This window comes from Brevundimonas sp. NIBR10, from assembly GCF_027912515.1.
Classification (GTDB): Bacteria; Pseudomonadota; Alphaproteobacteria; order Caulobacterales; family Caulobacteraceae; genus Brevundimonas.
On sequence record NZ_CP115464.1, the window covers coordinates 3,843,774 to 3,862,313 of the forward strand.

12 protein-coding genes and 1 tRNA gene are annotated in these 18,540 nt (G+C 66.7%); 7 read left to right on the plus strand and 6 right to left on the minus strand.

Translation table 11 applies throughout. The features are described from left to right. Positions 1 to 36 precede the first annotated feature (36 nt). The 3 genes from O5K39_RS18735 (at position 37) to O5K39_RS18745 (ending at position 5,899) form a co-directional block, all read left to right on the plus strand. Entirely contained in the window at positions 37 to 1,356 is a 1,320-nt protein-coding gene (locus O5K39_RS18735; protein WP_271145111.1) for an ammonium transporter, read from the plus strand. Between the two features lie 78 nt (positions 1,357 to 1,434). Beyond that, a complete protein-coding gene (locus O5K39_RS18740) occupies positions 1,435 to 2,316 on the plus strand; it encodes an ABC transporter ATP-binding protein (protein WP_271145112.1) in 882 nt (293 codons plus the stop codon). Positions 2,317 to 2,320: 4 nt separating this feature from the next. Further along, positions 2,321 to 5,899, plus strand: coding sequence for a M1 family aminopeptidase (locus O5K39_RS18745; RefSeq protein WP_271145113.1), 3,579 nt, complete (start codon positions 2,321 to 2,323; stop codon positions 5,897 to 5,899). Positions 5,900 to 6,065: 166 nt separating this feature from the next. Here O5K39_RS18745 and O5K39_RS18750 read toward each other — a convergent pair whose 3' ends face one another. Both O5K39_RS18750 and O5K39_RS18755 read right to left on the minus strand, forming a co-directional pair. After that, positions 6,066 to 8,168, minus strand: coding sequence for a malate synthase G (locus O5K39_RS18750; protein ID WP_271145114.1), 2,103 nt, complete (start codon positions 8,166 to 8,168; stop codon positions 6,066 to 6,068). A 94-nt stretch (positions 8,169 to 8,262) separates the two neighbouring features. After that, a complete protein-coding gene (locus tag O5K39_RS18755) occupies positions 8,263 to 8,697 on the minus strand; it encodes a hypothetical protein (RefSeq protein ID WP_271145115.1) in 435 nt (144 codons plus the stop codon). A gap of 72 nt (positions 8,698 to 8,769) precedes the next feature. Here O5K39_RS18755 and O5K39_RS18760 point away from each other — a divergent pair, with 72 nt between their 5' ends. Beyond that, positions 8,770 to 9,501, plus strand: a complete 732-nt coding sequence (locus O5K39_RS18760; RefSeq protein ID WP_271145116.1) for a DUF1345 domain-containing protein — start codon at positions 8,770 to 8,772, stop codon at positions 9,499 to 9,501. 3 nt (positions 9,502 to 9,504) lie between these two features. On the opposite strand, the gene O5K39_RS18765 is transcribed toward O5K39_RS18760, so the two are convergent. Then, on the minus strand, positions 9,505 to 11,895 hold the full coding sequence (locus tag O5K39_RS18765) for a M10 family metallopeptidase C-terminal domain-containing protein (RefSeq protein WP_271145117.1): 2,391 nt from the start codon (positions 11,893 to 11,895) through the stop codon (positions 9,505 to 9,507). 149 nt (positions 11,896 to 12,044) lie between these two features. Between O5K39_RS18765 and tldD the strand changes: the two genes are divergently transcribed. Next, on the plus strand, positions 12,045 to 13,475 hold the full coding sequence (gene tldD, locus O5K39_RS18770) for a metalloprotease TldD (RefSeq protein ID WP_271145118.1): 1,431 nt from the start codon (positions 12,045 to 12,047) through the stop codon (positions 13,473 to 13,475). Between the two features lie 116 nt (positions 13,476 to 13,591). After that, complete coding sequence (locus O5K39_RS18775) at positions 13,592 to 14,185, plus strand: hypothetical protein (RefSeq protein ID WP_271145119.1); 594 nt, start codon at positions 13,592 to 13,594, stop codon at positions 14,183 to 14,185. Here the strand turns inward: O5K39_RS18775 and O5K39_RS18780 are convergent. Further along, positions 14,179 to 15,144 (minus strand): TraB/GumN family protein, encoded by a 966-nt coding sequence (locus tag O5K39_RS18780; RefSeq protein WP_271145120.1) that lies wholly within the window; start codon positions 15,142 to 15,144, stop codon positions 14,179 to 14,181. The genes O5K39_RS18775 and O5K39_RS18780 overlap by 7 nt on opposite strands. A gap of 144 nt (positions 15,145 to 15,288) precedes the next feature. Between O5K39_RS18780 and O5K39_RS18785 the strand changes: the two genes are divergently transcribed. Further along, positions 15,289 to 17,364 carry a TonB-dependent receptor gene (locus tag O5K39_RS18785; protein WP_271145121.1) on the plus strand — a complete coding sequence of 692 codons (2,076 nt, stop codon included), beginning with the start codon at positions 15,289 to 15,291 and terminating at the stop codon, positions 17,362 to 17,364. Positions 17,365 to 17,734: 370 nt separating this feature from the next. Here O5K39_RS18785 and O5K39_RS18790 read toward each other — a convergent pair. Both O5K39_RS18790 and O5K39_RS18795 read right to left on the minus strand, forming a co-directional pair. Next, positions 17,735 to 17,810, minus strand: a tRNA-Ala gene (locus tag O5K39_RS18790). Positions 17,811 to 17,991: 181 nt separating this feature from the next. Next, a complete protein-coding gene (locus O5K39_RS18795; RefSeq protein WP_271145122.1) occupies positions 17,992 to 18,450 on the minus strand; it encodes a TIGR02300 family protein in 459 nt (152 codons plus the stop codon). Positions 18,451 to 18,540: the final 90 nt, after the last annotated feature.

Here is an 18,540-nt window from a genome sequence, read left to right on the forward strand (position 1 = left end):
TCCACCCTTGTTTTCGCTCCCCCTGAAAGCACGACGATGAACCCACGCCTGCTCGCGCTCGCCGCCCCGCTTGTCCTTGGCCTCACGGCGCTCGGAGGCTCGGCGTCGGCGCAGCCGGCGCTTCTGGCCCATCAGGCACCGCTCGTCATCGACAATGCGGCCACGGGCTGGATCCTGACCTCGACGGCGCTCGTCCTGCTGATGACCCTGCCCGGCCTGGCGCTGTTCTATGGCGGCATGGTGCGCAAGAAGAACATCATCGCCACCATCGCCCATTCGACCATCGCCCTGATCATCGTCACGGTGCTGTGGTTCGTCGCGGGCTACAGCCTGTCCTTCGGCACGGGTCCTGATGCGACCAACCCCTTCATTGGCGGCGTCCAGGCCCTGTTCCTGGACGGGGTGACCATCGACACGGCCCACAGCCTGGCCCCCGGCCTGCCCGAGTTCCTGTGGGTCGCCTATCAGCTGACCTTCGCCATCATCACCCCGGCCCTGATCGCCGGAGCCTTCGCCGAGCGGATGAAGTTCTCGGCGTCCTTGCTCTTCTTCGGACTGTGGCACCTGATCGTCTATGCGCCGATCTGCCATCAGGTCTGGGGCGGCGGCTATCTGGGCTCACTCGGCGTGCTCGACTTCGCCGGCGGTGCCGTGGTCCACGTCAATGCGGGCGTCGCAGGCCTCGTCTGCGCCATCGTGCTCGGCCCCCGCTACGGCTTCGGGCGAGACAATATGGCACCCGCCAACCTGGCCTTCACCGCCATCGGAACGGGCCTGCTGTTCGTCGGCTGGCTGGGCTTCAATGCGGGCAGCGCCTGGGCCGCCGACGGCATCGCCTCGGTCGCCGCGCTCAACACCATCCTCGCCCCCGCCGCCGCCGCGCTCGGCTGGATGGTCGTCGAGTGGATCCAGCACAAGCGCCCGACCCTGCTGGGCCTGTTGTCCGGCATCGTCGCCGGCCTGGTCGCGATCACCCCCGCCGCCGGACTGGTCGATCCCAAGGGGGCCTTCATCATCGGCCTGATTGGCGGACCCGTCTGCTATCTCGGGGCGACCTGGCTGAAGCACACGCTGAAATACGACGACAGCCTCGACGCCTGGGGCATCCACGGCGTCGGCGGCATCGTCGGCGCCCTGCTGACCGGGGTCTTCGCCAATGCCGCGATCAACGGCGTCGCCGACGGGGCCACGATCGTGAAACAGGCCATCGGCCTGGTCGCCGTCATCGCCTGGAGCGCCATCGGCACCTTCGTGGTCCTGATGATCTGCAAGTTTACGACCGGCCTGCGCGTCACCAAGGAGAGCGAGATCGAAGGCCTCGACTACTCCCAGCACGGCGAGACGATGCACTCGTAAGGCTCAACCTTACCGTTCTGTAACTTGCCGCCCGCCCTTCGCGGTGACAAGGATACTTGACTAGCGAAGGGGCTCGCCATGCTGTCGATCAAGAATCTCGTCCACGTCTACGGCAACGGTACGCGGGCGCTCGATGACGTGTCGCTGGAGATCCCGACCGGGATGTTCGGCCTGCTCGGTCCGAACGGCGCGGGCAAGTCGACCCTGATGCGCTCGATCGCGACGCTCCAGACCCCGACCTCGGGTTCGATCGACTTCGACGGCATCGACGTGATCAAGGAGCCCGAGAAGCTGCGCCGTACCCTTGGCTATCTGCCCCAGGATTTCGGTGTCTATCCGCGCGTCTCGGCCTACGACATGCTGGATCATATGGCGGTGCTCAAGGGCATCGCCGGCGCAAAGGACCGGAAGCAGACCGTCGAATCCCTGCTCCAGCAGACCAATCTCTGGTCCGTGCGCAAGAAGGCCCTGGCCGGATTCTCGGGCGGGATGCGCCAGCGGTTCGGTATCGCCCAGGCCCTGATCGGCAATCCGAAACTGATCATCGTCGACGAGCCCACGGCGGGCCTCGATCCAGAGGAGCGCAACCGCTTCCTCAACCTGCTGGCCGAGATCGCCGATAACGTCGTCATCATCCTGTCGACCCACATCGTCGAGGACGTGGCTGACCTGTGCCCGCGCATGGCGGTCCTGGCGGGCGGCAAGATCCAGCTTCAGGGCGCCCCGATCGACCTGCTGAAATCCATGGAAGGCCGCGTCTGGAAGAAGACCATCGACAAGGCCGATCTCGACGAGGCCAAGGCAAAATACGAGGTCATCTCCACCCGCCTGTTCGCCGGCCGCACCGTGATCCACGTCCTGTCCGATCGCCGCCCGGGTGAAGGCTTCGACCCGGTCTCGGGCGGGCTGGAGGACGTCTATTTCTCGACCCTGAGCGCCTCGCGCAAAGTCGCGGCGTAAGACGATGTTCCTCAAGGTCGCCGCCTTCGAATTCCGCTACCAGCTGCGCCAGCCGGCCTTCTGGGTCATCGCCATCCTGTTCGCCCTGCTGGGTTTCGGCATCGTCGCCGCGCCCGGCAATGTGTCGCTCGGATCGGGCGGCAATGTCCTGAAAAACTCGCCGTTCAGTCTGGCGATCATGAACCTGACGATGTCGACCTTCTTCATGCTGGCGACCACGGCCATCGTGGCGAACGTGGTGGTGCGCGACGTCCAGTCGGGCTTCGGGCCGATGATCCAGTCGAGCCGGCTGTCGAAATTCGACTATCTGTACGGTCGGTTCGCGGGGGCTTTCGCCGCCGTCGCGCTGTGCTTTCTGGCCCCGTCGATCGGCGTGCTGGCCGGGACCCTGGCCCCATGGGTCGATCGCGAGACGATCGGTGCCTTCCGACCGTTCGACTATGTCTACGCCTATCTGTTCCTGGGCCTGCCCGGCGTCTTCCTGACCTCGGCGCTGTTCTTCGCCCTGGCCACGGTGACGCGCTCGATGATGGCGACCTATGTCGGGGTCGTAGCGGTGTTCATCGTCTACCTGGCGGCGACCGGCGTGCTGGGCTCGAAGCCCGAGTTCGAGACGGCCCTGGCCTGGGCCGAGCCCTTCGGTGCCGGTGCCTATTCCCTGGCGACCAAATACTGGACGGCGGCCGAACGGAACGGCGTCAACGCCCCCCTCGTCGGCGTCCTGCTGTGGAACCGGGTGATCTTCACCGCCGTCGGCCTGGGCGTCCTCGCCGCCGCCTGGGCGCTTTATCGCCCGTCCGTGCGCGGGGCCAAGGCGTCGAAGATCGACAAGCTGCGTGTCATGGAAGCCAAGGCCCCGGTCGCAGCGCCGCCAGCCGGCCCCCTGCCCGCGCCCGTCTATGGCCTGAAAAGCGCCTGGGCCCAGCTGAGCTCGCGCACGGCGTTCGAGATGGCCCTGGTATTCAAGAGCCCGGCCTTCGCCGTCCTGATCGTTCTGGGCTTCGCCTTCGCCGTGACCACGCTTCTGTTCACGGGCGAGATCTACGGCGCGCCCACACTGCTGGTCACCCGCATCGTGATCCAGGGGCTGCAGGGTGCCTTCGGCCTGATCGCGATCATCGTCTCGATCTACTATGCAGGGGAACTCGTCTGGCGGGACCGCGAGCGCAAGGTTCACGAGATCGTGGACGCCTCCTCCACCCCGGACTGGACCTTCCTGCTGCCCAAGACCCTGGCGCTCGTGCTGGTCCTGGTCTCGATCCTGATCGCCGGGGTGATCGCCGGCGTCTCGGTCCAGCTGTTCAAGGGCTACACCGACCTCGAGCTCGGCAAATACCTGTTGTGGTACGTCCTGCCCGAGGCGCTCAGCTATGCGACCCTGGCGGTGCTGGCGATCTTCATCCAGTCGCTGTCGCCCAACAAGTTCGTCGGCTGGGCCATCATGGTGGTCTATCTGATCTCGACCATCGTGGCCCGCAGCCTGGGCTTCGACCATGTGCTGTACCGCTACGGCGCTGGCATCAGCGTCCCTCTGTCGGACATGAACGGCCTGGGCGATTTCCGCAGCTTCGCCAACGTCACCGACGCCTACTGGACGGCCGGTGCCGTGATCCTGCTGGTCGTCGCCTATGGCCTCTGGCGGCGTGGGGTCGAGACCCGGCTCATGCCCCGCCTGAAGCGGTTCCCGGCGCGGCTCAAGGGGCCGGCCGGCATCGTCGGCAGCGTCGCCCTGGCGGCCTTCATCGGCCTGGGTGCCTTCATCTTCGTCAACACCAATGTCTGGAACGAGTATCGCAGCCAGGACGCGCAGGAGAAGCAGCAGGCGAACTACGAAAAGACCCTGCTCCGGTTCGAGACCACGCCCCAGCCGTCGATCGTCGACGTCAAGCTGAACCTCGACCTGCATCCCCACGCCCCCCGACTGGAGACGCGCGGGACCTATGTGATCGAGAACCGTACCGGCGCGCCGCTGTCGGAAATGCACATGCGCTGGAACGATGACCTCGACATCAGAGCGCTGACCGTCCAGGGCGCGCGCATGGTCCGCGAATGGCCCGAGTTCGCCTATCGCATCTACCGCTTCGACACCCCGATGGTGCCGGGCGAGCGTCGCACCGTCGCCTTCGACACCGTTCTGGAACAGCGCGGCTTCAAGGTCAGCGGCAACACCACCCGCCTGGCCGACAACGGCACCTTCGTCTCCAACGCCGAGTTCGCCCCCCTGATCGGCATGGACCGGTCGCAGGGCCTGCTCCAGGACCGGGCCAAGCGCCGCAAATACGGCCTGCCGCCCGAACTCCGTCCGGCCAAGCTGGAGGATCTTTCCGCCACCGGTCGCAACTACATCGGTGCCGACTGGGTCACCGCCGACGTCACCGTCACCACCGACGCCGATCAGACGCCGCTGGCTCCCGGCTATCAGCAATCCGACGTGACGAAGGATGGTCGGCGCACCGTCCGCTTCGTGACCGAGGCGCCGGTTCTCTATTTCCTGTCGGTGCAATCCGCCCGCTACGAGATCGCGCGCCAGATGCACAACGGCGTCGAGATGGTCGTCTATCATGCGCCCGGCCACGACCGGAACGTGCCCCGGATGATGCAGGCCCTGGCGACCAGTCTGGATTACTTCCAGGCCAACTTCTCGCCGTATCAGTTCCGCCAGGCCCGGATCAGCGAGTTCCCCTATGGGTCCTACGCCCAGTCGATGCCCAACACCTTCGCCTGGTCCGAGAACCTGGGCTTCATCACCGATCTCAGTGATCCGACCAAGATCGACTACGTCACCTACATCGGCGCGCACGAGTTCGCGCACCAGTGGTGGGCGCACCAGATCGTCGGGGCGAATATGCAGGGCATGACCCTGCTGAGCGAAACCCTGGCCCAGTATTCGGCCATGATGGTGATGGAAAAGACCTATGGCCCCGACAAGATCCGGCGCTTCCTGAAGTTCGAGCTGGACAACTATCTGCGCTCGCGCGGCACCGAGATCATCGAGGAACTGCCGCTGCTGCGGGTCGAAAACCAGCAGTACATCCACTACCGCAAGGGCGCGATGGTCATGTATCTGCTGCGTGACCAGATCGGCGAGGCGGCGGTCAACCGGGCCCTGCACAACCTGGTCACCCGCTATGCCTTCAAGGGCGCGCCCTACGCCCGATCGACCGACCTGATCGCCGCCCTGCGCGCCGAGGCTCCCGCCGACAAACAGGCCCTGATCACCGACCTGTTCGAGAAGATCACCCTTTATGACGTCAAGACCACCGCAACGGCGGTCCGTCAGCGCGCGGACGGCAAGTGGGAAACCACGATCACCGTCAACGCCCGAAAACTCTATGCCGACGGCAAGGGGGTCGAGACCGAGGCCCCGCTGAACGAGACCTTCGACATCGGGGTGTTCTCGGCCGAGCCGGGCAAAGGGGCCTTCGACCGCACCAACGTCCTGGCCTTCGAGCGCCGTCCCCTGCGATCGGGCACCCAGACCTTCCGTCTGGTCACCGCCACCCGCCCGACCTGGGCCGGCGTTGATCCCTACAACAAATGGATCGACCGCAACTCCGACGACAATCTGAAAAAGGTGGATTGATCTGTTCTTCCCCCGCTTGCGGGGGAAGTGGCCCGTCGAGCGCTGAGCGATCCAGGGTCGATGGGGGAAGTCTAGCGCTATCGCCCTGCGGGACACGCCCCCATCGTCGCTGCCTTCGCTTCGCTCAGGGACGCGACACTTCCCCCGCTGCGCGGGAGAAGAAGACTCAGCCCGCCTTCACACGCCGCCGGAACGCGTGCAGCAGCGGCTCGGTGTATCCGTTGGGCTGCTCCACCCCTTCGAAAACCAGGGCTCGCGCCGCCTGATAGGCCAGCCCGTCCGTGTTCGACGCCATCGGCCGGTACAGCGGATCGCCTGCGTTCTGACCGTCCACCTTGGCCGCCATCCGCAGGAAGGCGGCGTCGACCTGTTCGGGCGTGCAGACCCCGTGCAGCAGCCAGTTGGCGATATGCTGAGACGAGATCCGCAGCGTTGCCCGGTCTTCCATCAGGCCGATGTCGTGAATGTCCGGCACCTTGGAACACCCCACGCCCTGGTCGATCCAGCGCACGACATAGCCGAGGATGCCCTGGGCATTGTTGTCCAGTTCGTCGGCGATGTCCTGTTCCGACCAGTTCTGGCCGACCGCCAGCGGCGGCGTCAGCAGGTCAGTCAGGCCGGGGATCGGCCGCGTCGCGACCTCCTTCTGGACCGCGAACACATCGACCGCGTGGTAGTGCAGGGCATGCAGGGTCGCCGCCGTCGGGCTGGGCGTCCAGGCGGTGTTGGCCCCGGTCCGGGGGTGGCCGATCTTCTGCTCCAGCATGTCGGCCATCCGGTCGGGCGCCGCCCACATGCCCTTGCCGATCTGGGCCCGGCCGGACAGACCGCAGGCCAGTCCGATGCCGACGTTGCGGGCTTCATAGGCCGCGATCCAGGCCGAGCCCTTGACCTGGGCCTTGCGGATCATCGGCCCGGCCTGCATGGCCGTGTGAATCTCGTCGCCGGTGCGGTCCAGGAAGCCGGTGTTGATGAAGACGATCCGGTCCTTCACCGCATGGATACAGGCGGCCAGGTTGGCGGATGTCCGCCGCTCCTCGTCCATCACCCCGACCTTGATCGTGTGCCGCGCCAGCCCCAGCAGATCCTCGACCGCGTCGAACAGCCGGTTCGTGAAGGCGCATTCCTCTGGCCCGTGCATCTTGGGCTTGACGATATAGACCGAGCCCGCAGCCGAGTTCACGAACCCGCCCTGACGCCTCAGGTCGTACATCGCGATCAGCGACGTCACGATGGCGTCGAGGATCCCTTCCGGTGCCTCCGACCCGTCCGCCAGCATCACCGCCGGATTGGTCATCAGATGGCCCACGTTCCTCACGAACAGCAGGGACCGTCCCTTCAGGACCACCTCGCCGCCGTCCGGCCCGGTCAGCACCCGATCCGGCTCCAGCGTCCGGGTCAAAGTCTGGCCGCCCTTCTGGAACGAGGCCGACAGGTCACCCTTCATCAGCCCCAGCCAGTTCCGGTAAGCCTCGACCTTGTCCGCCGCATCCACCGCCGCGACCGAGTCCTCGAGGTCGCAGATCGTCGACAGGGCCGATTCCAGAACGACGTCGCTGATCCCCGCCGGATCGGTCCGCCCGATCGGATGGTCGGCATCGAACACCACCTCGACACGAAGGCCGTTATGCCGGAACACCCGCGATCGATCGGTCTTGCCGACATACTGGCCGGAATCCCGGATCGCGATGCCTTGATGCACGTCCGTCAGATCGGCCCACGACCCCTGCTCAAGCGGAACCGCCTCATCCAGGAACGCCTTGGCCCGCGCCACGACCTTCGCCCCGCGCGCCGCATCATAAGGCCCCGAGACCGGTGCCTCGCCGAGCGCATCGGTGCCGTACAGCGCGTCGTACAGACTCCCCCACCGCGCATTGGCGGCGTTCAACAGGAACCGCGCGTTCAGGATCGGCACCACCAGTTGCGGCCCGGCCAGGGTCGCCAGTTCGGGATCGACATTCTCGGTCGTGATCGCAAACGGTGCCGGCTCATCGACCAGATAGCCGATCTCCCTGAGGTACGCCTCGGTCGCCACGGGATCATTCGCCTGCCCCCGACGCCCGCGATACCAGTCGTCGATCCGGGCCTGCAAAGCATCGCGCTTTGCCAGCAGGGCCCGGTTCTCCGGCGCGAACCGGCCGAACACATCCGCCACCCCGGTCCAGAAACCCTCCGCTGCGATCCCAAGCCCGGGCAGCACCTCGCTCTCGACGAAGGCGGCGAGTTCCGGCGCGACGCCCAGTCCGGCGCGGTCGAGATAGTCGGTCATGTGGATGTCCCAGAGACGGTGCGGAGCGTCCCTGTAACATTCCGTGATGACGTGGGGGAAGTCGAGGATTTTCCCGCTAGCCCCCGTCGCGTCGCTACTTTGCGGCGGCTCCGCTCAGCACGGTGTCGCAGTCGCGCCCCGAATACAGGCCGTTCAGATAGTACCAGCGTTGCCGCGCGATGACCCTCTCGGCTTCGCGGCGCTCGGCTTCGCGCCGGGCCATCGCGCCCATGGCATTGCCCAGCAGCCCCAGGCCGGGCACGGCGCGTCCGGCCCCCGACATCAGCGCCCCCTGCACCGCGACACTGGTCGCCGCGTTGATCGCCTGTTCCGACGAGAAGACGCCGCCCTCGGGTGCCCCACCCAGGGTGCCGGCCAGTTCGTTGGCGTTCTGTACGATCTGCTGGCAGGTCAGATTGGTGTCCCCGACCTGGATGATCGCGCCCTGCTGCGCCACTGCCGGCGAGACGCCACCGACCAGAGTCACCGCCGCAGCCACGCCCGCCGCCCACTTCCGAGCCAAAGTCATGTCATCCTCCCGGGTCGCGCCCATCGCGACCGGTCTGAATCTAGACTGCGCCCCTGTTCGACGGCACTGACGATGCCTGACCGAGGTCGGGGCTGGCGTTTCCGCGATTGCGCGTTCACCCTTTCGGGGATGACCATCCCGCTCCGCATCCTGCGCCTTCACTGGGTTCTGCTGCTCGCCCTGGGGGTGGCCGTTGCGGTGGGGATCCTGACGCCGGGGCACTGGCGCTGGCTCACCCGCGCGGCAGCCGGATGGGACGCCGGGGTCGCCCTCTATCTCATGATCACGCTCGTCAGGGTGGCCCGGACGGGATCGACGGACGGGATCCGCCGTCGCGCCGCCGAACTGGACGACGCCGGTTCCGCCGTCCTGCCCCTCAGCCTGTTGGCAGCCATCGCCAGCATCGCCATCGTGGTCGGAGAGGCCGCGACGGCCCCGGAATCCCGTGCCGCCTCGACCGCCGCCCTGGTCCTGGCCACGGTCGCCCTGTCGTGGTGTTTCATCCACCTGATCTTCGCCCAGCACTATGCGCACGGCTTCTACGGCCCCGGCGAAACGACGGCTGACGACACCTCGCAGAGCCGGCGCGGCGGCCTGATCTTTCCGGGCGAGGACGACCCCGACTACTGGGACTTCATCCATTTCGCCCTGATTATCGGCGTGGCGTGTCAGACGGCAGACGTTCAGATCGCCGACCGTCGATTGCGCCGCATCGCCTCGATCCACAGCGTCACGGCCTTCGTCTTCAACACCGTGATCCTGGCCCTGGGCGTCAATTTCGCCGTCAGCCTGTTGGGGAGCTGAGGCCTATAGATACCAGTCCTGGCCGTGGAAGCCGCGTGCGCCCTCAAGGTCCAGCATGAACCGGCCGGTGTGCGGCGACAGGTCGAAGGCCATGTCGGTGTCGAACAGGTCGATCTCGTCGGCTCCCGGCAGGGTCTGGGGGCCGGTGTCCTTGACCGCCGGTTCCTCGCCGATCGCCCCGGTCGCCCACAGGATGTCGGACGCCACCAGCGTCGTGTTGGCCAGGCCGATGACCATGTCGGTCGATCCGTTTCCGCCCAGATCGACGAACAGGAACGACCCACCTTGCAGATAGGCGATGCCGAAGGTGTCGGCCGCCCCGGTCCGCACCAGCCGCAGGTCCAGCCTGTCGGTCCCGGACACGAAGCCGAAGATGCCGTCCGTCGCCGCCGCCGTCGAATCCGAGGCCGCCACATAGACGAAGGTATCCGCCCCCGCGTCGCCGAACATCGCGTCCGCCCCACCACCGCCGGTGATCGTGTCGTTGCCCGCTCCGCCTGCGATCGGATCGGCCAGGCTGGTCCCGATCAGGGTGTCGGCGACGCCTGAGCCCACCATGTAGATGCCGAACCCGCCCGAATAGATGAAGTCGGTCCCGTTGATCGCCCGTCCCGCCGCCGTGGTCAGGAAACTACCGCTCGCCGTCTCGGCATAGACGAAGCTGGAGCCATTGTCGGTCCTCAGGATCGAGATCGAGGTCGCACCGATCAGGTTGAGATCGATCCGGTCCTCGCCCGTGACGAAGTCGTACAGGTTGTCGAAGCCTGTCACCTGGTTGGAATCGCCCTGGGACACATAACGGAACACATCCCGCCCGGCCCCGCCCGCGATGGCGTCGGCCCCGCCGCCGCCGGTGATGGTATCGGCCCCGTCATTGCCCAGCAGGGGATCGGGGCGAGACGAGCCGACGATGGTGTCGGCATCGGCCGAGCCGATGATGAAGGCGCCGATGGCTCCGTTGAAGATGAAGTCGTTCGAGTTCACCGCGCCGTTGACATAGGCTTGGAAGGCACCGCCCGGGGTTTCGGCAAAGACCACCGACACGCCGCCGGCCAGCCGGCCCACGCTGACGCTGGTCGGGTTCAGCGCCGTCAGGTCGATCCGGTCCGTCCCGGTCACGAAGTCGGTGATCGTATCCTGGAGCGCCGCCGTCGAGTTGCCCGTCGCCAGATAGCGGAAGGTGTCGGCCCCCGCCCCGCCGGTCATCGTGTCGGCGCCGGCGCCGCCGGTGATGATGTTGTTCGCGGCATTGCCGATGATGGTGTCGGCGCCCGCGCCGCCGATCGCGTTCTCGATCGTCACGCCGACCGCGATGGAGACGTTGCCGACCAGGCCCCCGACGTTCGAGAAGGCCCCGGCCCTCAGGTCGATGATCGCGTTCTGGGCATAGCCCGAAAAGTCGAAGGTGTCGGTCCCACCGGCATCCCAGACGGCGAAGACCACGGCCTGGGCCGCCGAGGTGACGCTGTACCAGCCACGGTCTGCAGTCGAGTTGAAGCCGTAGACGGTGTCGCCGGTCCGCGTCGTCATGTTGGCGCCGTACAGGCGCTGGACCGCGACGATGTCGTCCATCATCGGCGCGGCCGGATAGATGCGTGTGCCGTTCTGGACGAAGTTCGCGCCCGTGTTGGTCTCGTCGAAATAGCTCATCAGGGTGTACTGATAGCTGTCCTCGAAATAGGTCGCGTGGGCCGTATAGGTCGGCTGGTTCTCACCGGCGTTGTATTCGGCCGGGTGGTCGATCCCCAGGGTATGGCCGATCTCGTGGACCATGGTCAGCAGCCCGTACTCGAACAGGGTGCCGGACTGGTTGTTCGTGTCCGTCGAATTGAACCACAGGTCGCCGGATGTCGACGAGGCCCCGCGAGGCCCCGGGAAGAAGGCGAAGGCGGCAGCGCCTGCCGCTCCGGCGGAATAGTTGCCGAACAGCATGGTCGCGGCACCGGAATAGGCGCCCTCGCCCGATGTGCCGGTTCCCACACGCGTGAAGGTGATGTTGGCGACGTCCGACCAGCTCTGCAGCGCCAGCAGGGTGAAGGCGATCTGGGCCTCGGTGAAGCGGGTGAAGCCGGTGGTGCCGTCAGGCATGGTCGTCGGCGCCGCGTCACGGAAGGCGAAGGTGACGGTCGTCGCCGTGCCCAGGGTTCCGCCGCCCGCCGATTCCCAGCTGACATTGGTCCGCGTCAGCTGGTTACCCGCCGCCGTGGTGGTCAGCGAGGGTCGGCCGTTGGGGCCGGTACCGCCGCGCTGGTCGGCGTTGAGCAGGCTGAACATCCCCTCGAAGTCCGCATGCATGGCCGGGCCGTAGCCACCATCCGCACCGCCGTCACCGTCGAACGGCACGAATCGCGATGAACCGACGCCTTGCAGGCCCTGAGCGCAGATGATGCACATGATTTCATTCCCCCTATTGCCGTTATTCGACGCCACATTACAGCGTGATGCAAGAGCCCATATTTTGCTGCAGGTGCGTAACCCCTTGCCATCGTTGAACTTAGCGAGCGCGCCGTGACGCGGCGCAACAAACACCCTATCTAGGGTTCATGACCATCGCCGTTGCCCAGCCGCCCATCCTCGACACCGCCGGCGTCGACCCTTCCGAAGCCCTGTCGATCCTTCAAGGCGCGCTTCACGGAGCCGACGACGGGGAGCTGTTCCTCGAACGATCCGAATCCGAATCCCTGGTCTTCGACGACGGCCGGCTGAAATCCGCCGCCTATGATGCCTCGGAAGGGTTCGGCCTGCGGGTCGTGGCGGGCGAGACCGCCGGATACGCCCACGCCAACGAGATATCGGCCGCCGCCATGCGCCGCGCCGCCGACAGCGCCTCCCTCGCCAAGGCCGGCCACGCGGGCGTCTCCGCCGAAGGGCCGCGAGCGACCAACCAGAAACTCTACGACGCCGTCGACCCCCTCGCCTCCCCCGCCTTCTCGGACAAGATCGCCCTGTTGTCGGAGATCGATGCCTGGGCCCGCGCCCGCGATCCGCGCGTGGTCCAGGTCTCGGCCTCCATCGTCGGCGAACGTCGCCAGATCGAGATCCTGAGGGCCGACGGCCTGACGGTGCGCGACCTCCGACCCCTGGTCCGGCTGAACGTCTCGGTCACGGTCGAGCGTGACGGCCGCCGCGAAAGCGCCTCCTCCGGCGCCGGCGGCCGCGCCGGGTTCGAGACCTGGATCGCGCCGGACCGCTGGCAGGGTCAGGTGGACGAGGCCCTGCGCCAGGCCCTGGTCAATCTCGACGCCGTCGACTGCCCGGCCGGAGAGATGGACGTGGTTCTGGGCGCCGGCTGGCCCGGCGTCCTGTTGCACGAGGCCATCGGCCACGGCTTCGAGGGCGATTTCCACAGGAAGGGCTCGTCGGTCTTCACCGGCATGATGGGCAAGCGGGTCGCCGCCCCCGGCGTCACCGTCGTCGACGACGGCTCGATCGCCGGCCGGCGCGGCTCCCTGTCGGTCGATGACGAGGGCACCCCGACGTCGCGCACCGTCCTGATCGAGGACGGCATCATGGTCGGGCTGATGAACGATCGGTTGAGCGCCCGTCAGCTGGGTCAGCGCGCCACCGGCAACGGTCGCCGCCAGTCCTTCGCCCACGTCCCCATGCCGCGAATGACCAATACCTTCATGGAGGGCGGCCGGGACAAGCAGGCCGACATGATCGCCTCGACCAAGCGAGGTCTCTATGCCGCCAACTTCGGCGGCGGCCAGGTCGACATCACCAACGGCAAATTCGTCTTCCAGTGCACCGAGGCCTATCTGATCGAGGACGGCAGGATCACCGCCCCGGTGCGCGGGGCCACCCTGATCGGCGACGGGGCCACGGCATTACAGAACGTCACCATGATCGGCGACGACTTCGCCTTCGATCCCGGCGTCGGGGTCTGCGGCAAGGCAGGCCAGGGCGTTCCCGTCGGCATCGGCCAGCCCTCGCTCAAGATCGGCGGCCTGACGGTCGGCGGCACCGCCGTCTGAGTTCGGGCGACGCGGATCGGTCAGGAACCGCCGCCCCGTCGCCGCATTGTGATGGCGCAGGCGTTGACGACAGGGCGGACAAACGGGCTCATCGAGCTCTCATCGGAGGCGGCGTCATGTCCCATCCCCTTCTCGACCGGCTCAGTGAGCTGAAGGTTCGCTGGTGGATCGCGGGCGGCGTCGCTGTCCTGGCACTGACTCTGGGCGGCTTTGCCCTGACCAACCGGGGCGCGGCCGACGCAGAAAGCGCCACCGGCCCGGCCCTCAACATCGCGGTCGTCCCCCCGGTCGAGCGCGAGGTCCAGCCCGGCGACGTCATGGATGTCGGGGCCCTGAACAACGGCTTCGACGGCCGGATGCCGGAGCCCGTGCCGTCCGAACAGCCCGACTTCTACGCCGAACAGCCTGCCTATGTGGAAGACGACTGGCGCGCCGAGGATCGCGAGGCCCCCCGGTACAATGACCGGGCCTATGACGACCGGGCGCGATACGCCGAACCGGCCCCGCGCCAGGAAGAACGCCGCGACGACTACCAGCCCCGACCCCTGGCCTTCGGTTTCGACGCCCCCCGCCCCGACTGGCGCGCCGAACGCGAGGCCCGTCGCGCCGACATGGAGGCCCGGATGGAAGCCCGCGCCCGCGATGACGCCGACCGCCGCGTCTATTCCTCGTCGGGTGGCCGCCTGTCGCGCGACAGCGAGTTCTACTGAACCCCGTCAGACTTCCACACCGGCCCGATCACCTCCAGCCCCTGGGCCTCCAGCTGGTCCAGCACCCCACCCGGCTCGGCGAGAATGCGCAGGGGTGCCACCGCCAGGGTGACGCCGGGCTCGCCAAGGACAGCCGTCGTGGCCTGGGCCCACTGGGTCCGCAACACGGGCGCGATCTCCGGATCGCCCGACGGCCAGCAGACGTTCAGCGCCTTGTCCAGTGGCGTGGCCAGCACTTCGGGCACCCGCAGCGACCGCCACGCCTCGATGCGCGCAGCGGCCCCCGCAGGTCCCGCCTCTGCCGCCGCGATCGCCGCCTCGATACAGGGCAGATAGATCTGGGGCGGCTGGGTGATCAGGTTGTCGATCAGCTCATCGCCGCGCACGACCCCCACCGGCTTGCCGTCGACATCGGCCTCTCGCGCCGCACGCCGCACCGCATCGGTCGCGCCTCGTCCCCGTCGATCAAGCCCCGCCTTTTCCAGCAGGTCGAACCCCAGGGCGACGAAGCTCTGGGTGCGCCACCGGTCGCCGCGCTCGCCCGCCATCACCGTCTCCAGCCGCGCCTGCAGTTCGGGCGACAGATAGTCGGCGCTGGTCGTGCCATTGGGCAGGTTGGCGATGGTCCGCATCCGCCAGACCAGCCGCAGCAGGTCGCTGATCGAGGCCTCGGCCTGGACCGGATAGAGGATCCGCTGCGACCGCGCCGTCGCCGCTTCCAGCGCCTCGGGCCGCCAGTCGAAGTCGCGCGGCACCCCGCCGATGGCTCCGACGAGGATGACGGTAGATCCGCCCTGCTCGACCTGCCAGATCGGCGACCCCGCCCGGCGGGCGGTGACGACGACATCATCGACCGTCGTGGCCTCAGGTTCCGGAACATCCTGAGCAAAAGCCGCAGTCTGCAACGCCAGAGCGCTCAGAACAGCAACGGAGACCTTAAGCCAGCCCGATGTCTTCATGACCAAATAAAGGCGGATGATTACAGAACATCCACCTTACTCCCTCTAATATGTCCGAGATTTAATCCACCTGTCCGTCTTGTAACTGGAGACGTCGCCCCTGTCCCGGCAAACCTCGGCGTGTAACGAGGGGAACCCCAGGCGATGACCAAGACCATTCTTCTGGCCGGAACGGCCATACTGTTCAGCGCCGGCGCGGCCTTCGCCGAGCCCGACCCGAAGCCCCAGGTCGCCGAGGCCCCCGTGCCGACCGGCCCGACCCAAAGCGCGCCTCTGGTGGACGCGAACCAGCGCGGCGTGCTGGTCTTCACCCCCGACTTCTTCGCCGCCCAGCGCCCGAATACGGCGCTCGACATGGTCAACCGGGTGCCCGGATTCTCGGTCGAGGACGGATCGGGCAGCCGGGGATTTGAAGGCGCGGTCGGCAACGTCCTGATCAACAACGCCCGCCCGGCGTCGAAGTCGGACACCGGCTCCAACGTACTGTCGCGCACCACCGCCGCCCAGGTCGAGCGGATCGAGCTGATCCGCGGCGGTGCGCCCGGCATCGACATGCAGGGCTATTCGGTGATCGCCAACGTGATCCTGAAGACCCAGAACAGCCACCAGTCGATCTTCTCCATCGACGGGGTCTTCTTCGACGGCGGGCGCGACATCTTTGGTGCCCGCTATCAGTATACGGCCAAGGTCGGCGAACGGTCGTGGGGCGTTACCCTGGCCGACGGCATGGGGATGAGCGATTCCAACGGCCCGGGCCGCAGCATCCGCCGCAATGCCTCCGGCGTCATCATCCGCGACGAGACCTTCCGCAACGACCAGGGCGGCGGCGGCCAGGCCATTCGCGGCAACTATTCCGGCCCCCTGTTCGGCGGCAAGATCGACGCCACCTCGCGCCTCGGCGTCAACGACTACGAGAGCTGGCAGGAACTGCGCTCCGCGACCTCGTTCCGCCGCAGCGAATACCAGGACGACGAGACCAACGGCGAGTTGGGCCTGACCTGGACGCGTCCGCTCAACCCGCGCTGGACCCTGGAAATGCGGGCGATCCACGAGTTCGAGCAGTCCGAGGACGTCTCCACCTCGAACACCCGCATCAACGGCGTCGACGATCCGGTGCAGGTCTTCGCGTCCGAGGGTGACGAGTCGGAATCCATCGTCCGCGCCCTGCTGCGCAACGAACGCTCGCCGACCCTCACGTTCGAGGGCGGTGCCGAACTGGCCTACAACATGCTGGACGTCACCCAGGCCTTCTCTATCGGCGGAACCAACGTCCCCCTGCCCTCGGCCTCGGTCAAGGTCGAGGAAACGCGCGGCGAGGCCTTCGGCAAGGGCACCTGGCGCGTACGGCCGAACCTGACGCTCGAGGCCGGCCTGCGCCTCGAAGGCTCGACCATCAGCCAGTCCGGCGACGCCAATCAGGAAAAGTCCTTCTTCTTCGCCAAACCGCGCTTCTTGGCCACCTGGACCCCCATGCCCAATAACCAGCTGCGCTTCCGCTTCGAGCGCGAACTGGGCCAGCTCGACTTCGGCGATTTCGCGGCCTCGGCCGAGCTCAGCGACGGCACGGTGTTCGGCGGCAATGTCGATCTGGAGCCGGAACAGCGCTGGATCTCTGAACTGGCCTATGAGCGCCGCTTCTGGGGCGAAGGGATCGTCGCGATCGGCTATCGCCATGACGAGATCATCGACGTGATCGACCGCCTGCCCCTGCCCGGCGGCCTGTCGGCGACCGGCAACATCGGCGACGGGACCCTGGATCAACTGTCGCTCAATGTGGTGATCCCCCTCGACAAGCTGAAGATCCCGGGCGGCCGCTTCACCTTCCGCAACGACTGGAACAAGACCAGCGTCACCGACCCGACCACCGGCGAGGAACGGCCGATCTCGGGCGTCCGCGCCAGCCAGGCCAACGTCGCCTTCCAGCAGGACATCACCAGCTGGAAGATCCAGTACGGCATCGCCTGGCTGCCTCGCCTGCACCAGGCCAGCTATGACCCGGACCAGACCAACTCGTTCCGCGGGGCCAACTATTTCGAGAGCTTCATCGAATACAAGCCGACGCCGACCCTGTCGCTGCGCGCCCAGCTGAACATCTGGAACGACTTCACGACCCACCGCGAGGTCTATGCCAGCCGCAACCCGCGCACCCTCGCTTTCACCGAAGACCGCGAGATCGACCCCAACACCTTCGTGTCGCTGCGGTTGAGGAAGACGTTCTAGAGGCCGTCGCGAGCGAAGAGCCGAATTGTCATCCCGGCCGTAGCAAAGCCAAGAGCCGCGTTGTCATCCCGGCCGTAGCGAAGCGAAGAGCCGGGACGTCGACCCAGCACATCCACATCTCCCGGAAATCGCGCCAGCGATTGTCCGGGAGAAAACATGGTCGCTCCTTTGCCGTCTCCTGGGCGGCACTTCGCGTCTGAAGGGATCAGTCTGAAAGGGGCCGCGCTGCCGCGATGAGCAATCATCCCCAGCACACCCCACGACCGCCTCGTGACGGCTCTGTGCCGCGCGAATGCACACTGCGCTGAACCGACGATGTGGGGGAAGTTGGCCGGTCCCTTCAAACGCTTGCAGCGTCTGAAGGGACCGATGGTGGAGCTTAGCGGAGTCGAACCGCTGACCTCTTGCATGCCATGCAAGCGCTCTACCAGCTGAGCTAAAGCCCCGAACCTGGGACATACCGTCCTGGGTCGGATCGTCGGGTGTCCCCGGCGAGGCGGCGATACCTATGTCAGGGCGATTTCTCGATCAACCCCGCCGAGGCAGTTTATTTTCGCTTGATCGAGATGCCGCTTGAGACCGGTTTTTCAACCGGCCTCAAGTCTCGCGACCGCGCGCTGCGGCCTCCTACAGATCGTCGTCCTTGCCGCCCTTGGCGAGGTCTTCGTCGAAGGCGTCGTCGTCCTCGTCCTCGATGAAGGGGACGGAATCGTCGTCGTCGTCGGCCAGGACGTCGTCGTCGCCGTCGGTCGAGCCCATGCCGGCCTCTTCGGACGGATCGGCGACCGCGTCATCCTCGTCGTCGGGGGTCAGGATCGGCTCGTGGCCTTCCTGATCGATTTCGGGGGTGACGACTTCCTCTTCCTCGTCCTCGTCGCCGTCGGCCTTCTTGTCGACGACCTGATCTTCGGCGTCGTCAGCGGCGTAACCGCCGGGACGACCGCGGCGGCTACGCAGCTTGATCGCCTCTTCGGGATCGAACTCGGTGTCGCACTTCGGGCAGTGGGCGGGGCGACGCGAAAGGTCGTAGAATTTGGCCTGGCAGTTCGGACAGACCTGCTTGGCGCCAAGTTGGGGATCGGCCACGGATGGGAGCCTTTGAACTGTGGGGGGGATTTCGGTCGCGTCCCTTGCCACTGTGGGAGGCCGCTGTCAAAAGCCCAGTTCCTCGGCGGC

Coding starts and splice junctions, on each gene's coding strand:
- O5K39_RS18740 (WP_271145112.1), top strand. CDS start 1,435: ATGCTGTCGATCAAGAATCTCGTCCACGTCTACGGCAACGGTACGCGG.
- O5K39_RS18755 (WP_271145115.1), bottom strand. CDS start 8,697: ATGACTTTGGCTCGGAAGTGGGCGGCGGGCGTGGCTGCGGCGGTGACT.
- O5K39_RS18780 (WP_271145120.1), bottom strand. CDS start 15,144: ATGAAGACATCGGGCTGGCTTAAGGTCTCCGTTGCTGTTCTGAGCGCT.
- O5K39_RS18750 (WP_271145114.1), bottom strand. CDS start 8,168: ATGACCGACTATCTCGACCGCGCCGGACTGGGCGTCGCGCCGGAACTC.
- O5K39_RS18745 (WP_271145113.1), top strand. CDS start 2,321: ATGTTCCTCAAGGTCGCCGCCTTCGAATTCCGCTACCAGCTGCGCCAG.
- tldD (WP_271145118.1), top strand. CDS start 12,045: ATGACCATCGCCGTTGCCCAGCCGCCCATCCTCGACACCGCCGGCGTC.
- O5K39_RS18775 (WP_271145119.1), top strand. CDS start 13,592: ATGTCCCATCCCCTTCTCGACCGGCTCAGTGAGCTGAAGGTTCGCTGG.
- O5K39_RS18785 (WP_271145121.1), top strand. CDS start 15,289: ATGACCAAGACCATTCTTCTGGCCGGAACGGCCATACTGTTCAGCGCC.
- O5K39_RS18765 (WP_271145117.1), bottom strand. CDS start 11,895: ATGTGCATCATCTGCGCTCAGGGCCTGCAAGGCGTCGGTTCATCGCGA.
- O5K39_RS18735 (WP_271145111.1), top strand. CDS start 37: ATGAACCCACGCCTGCTCGCGCTCGCCGCCCCGCTTGTCCTTGGCCTC.
- O5K39_RS18760 (WP_271145116.1), top strand. CDS start 8,770: ATGCCTGACCGAGGTCGGGGCTGGCGTTTCCGCGATTGCGCGTTCACC.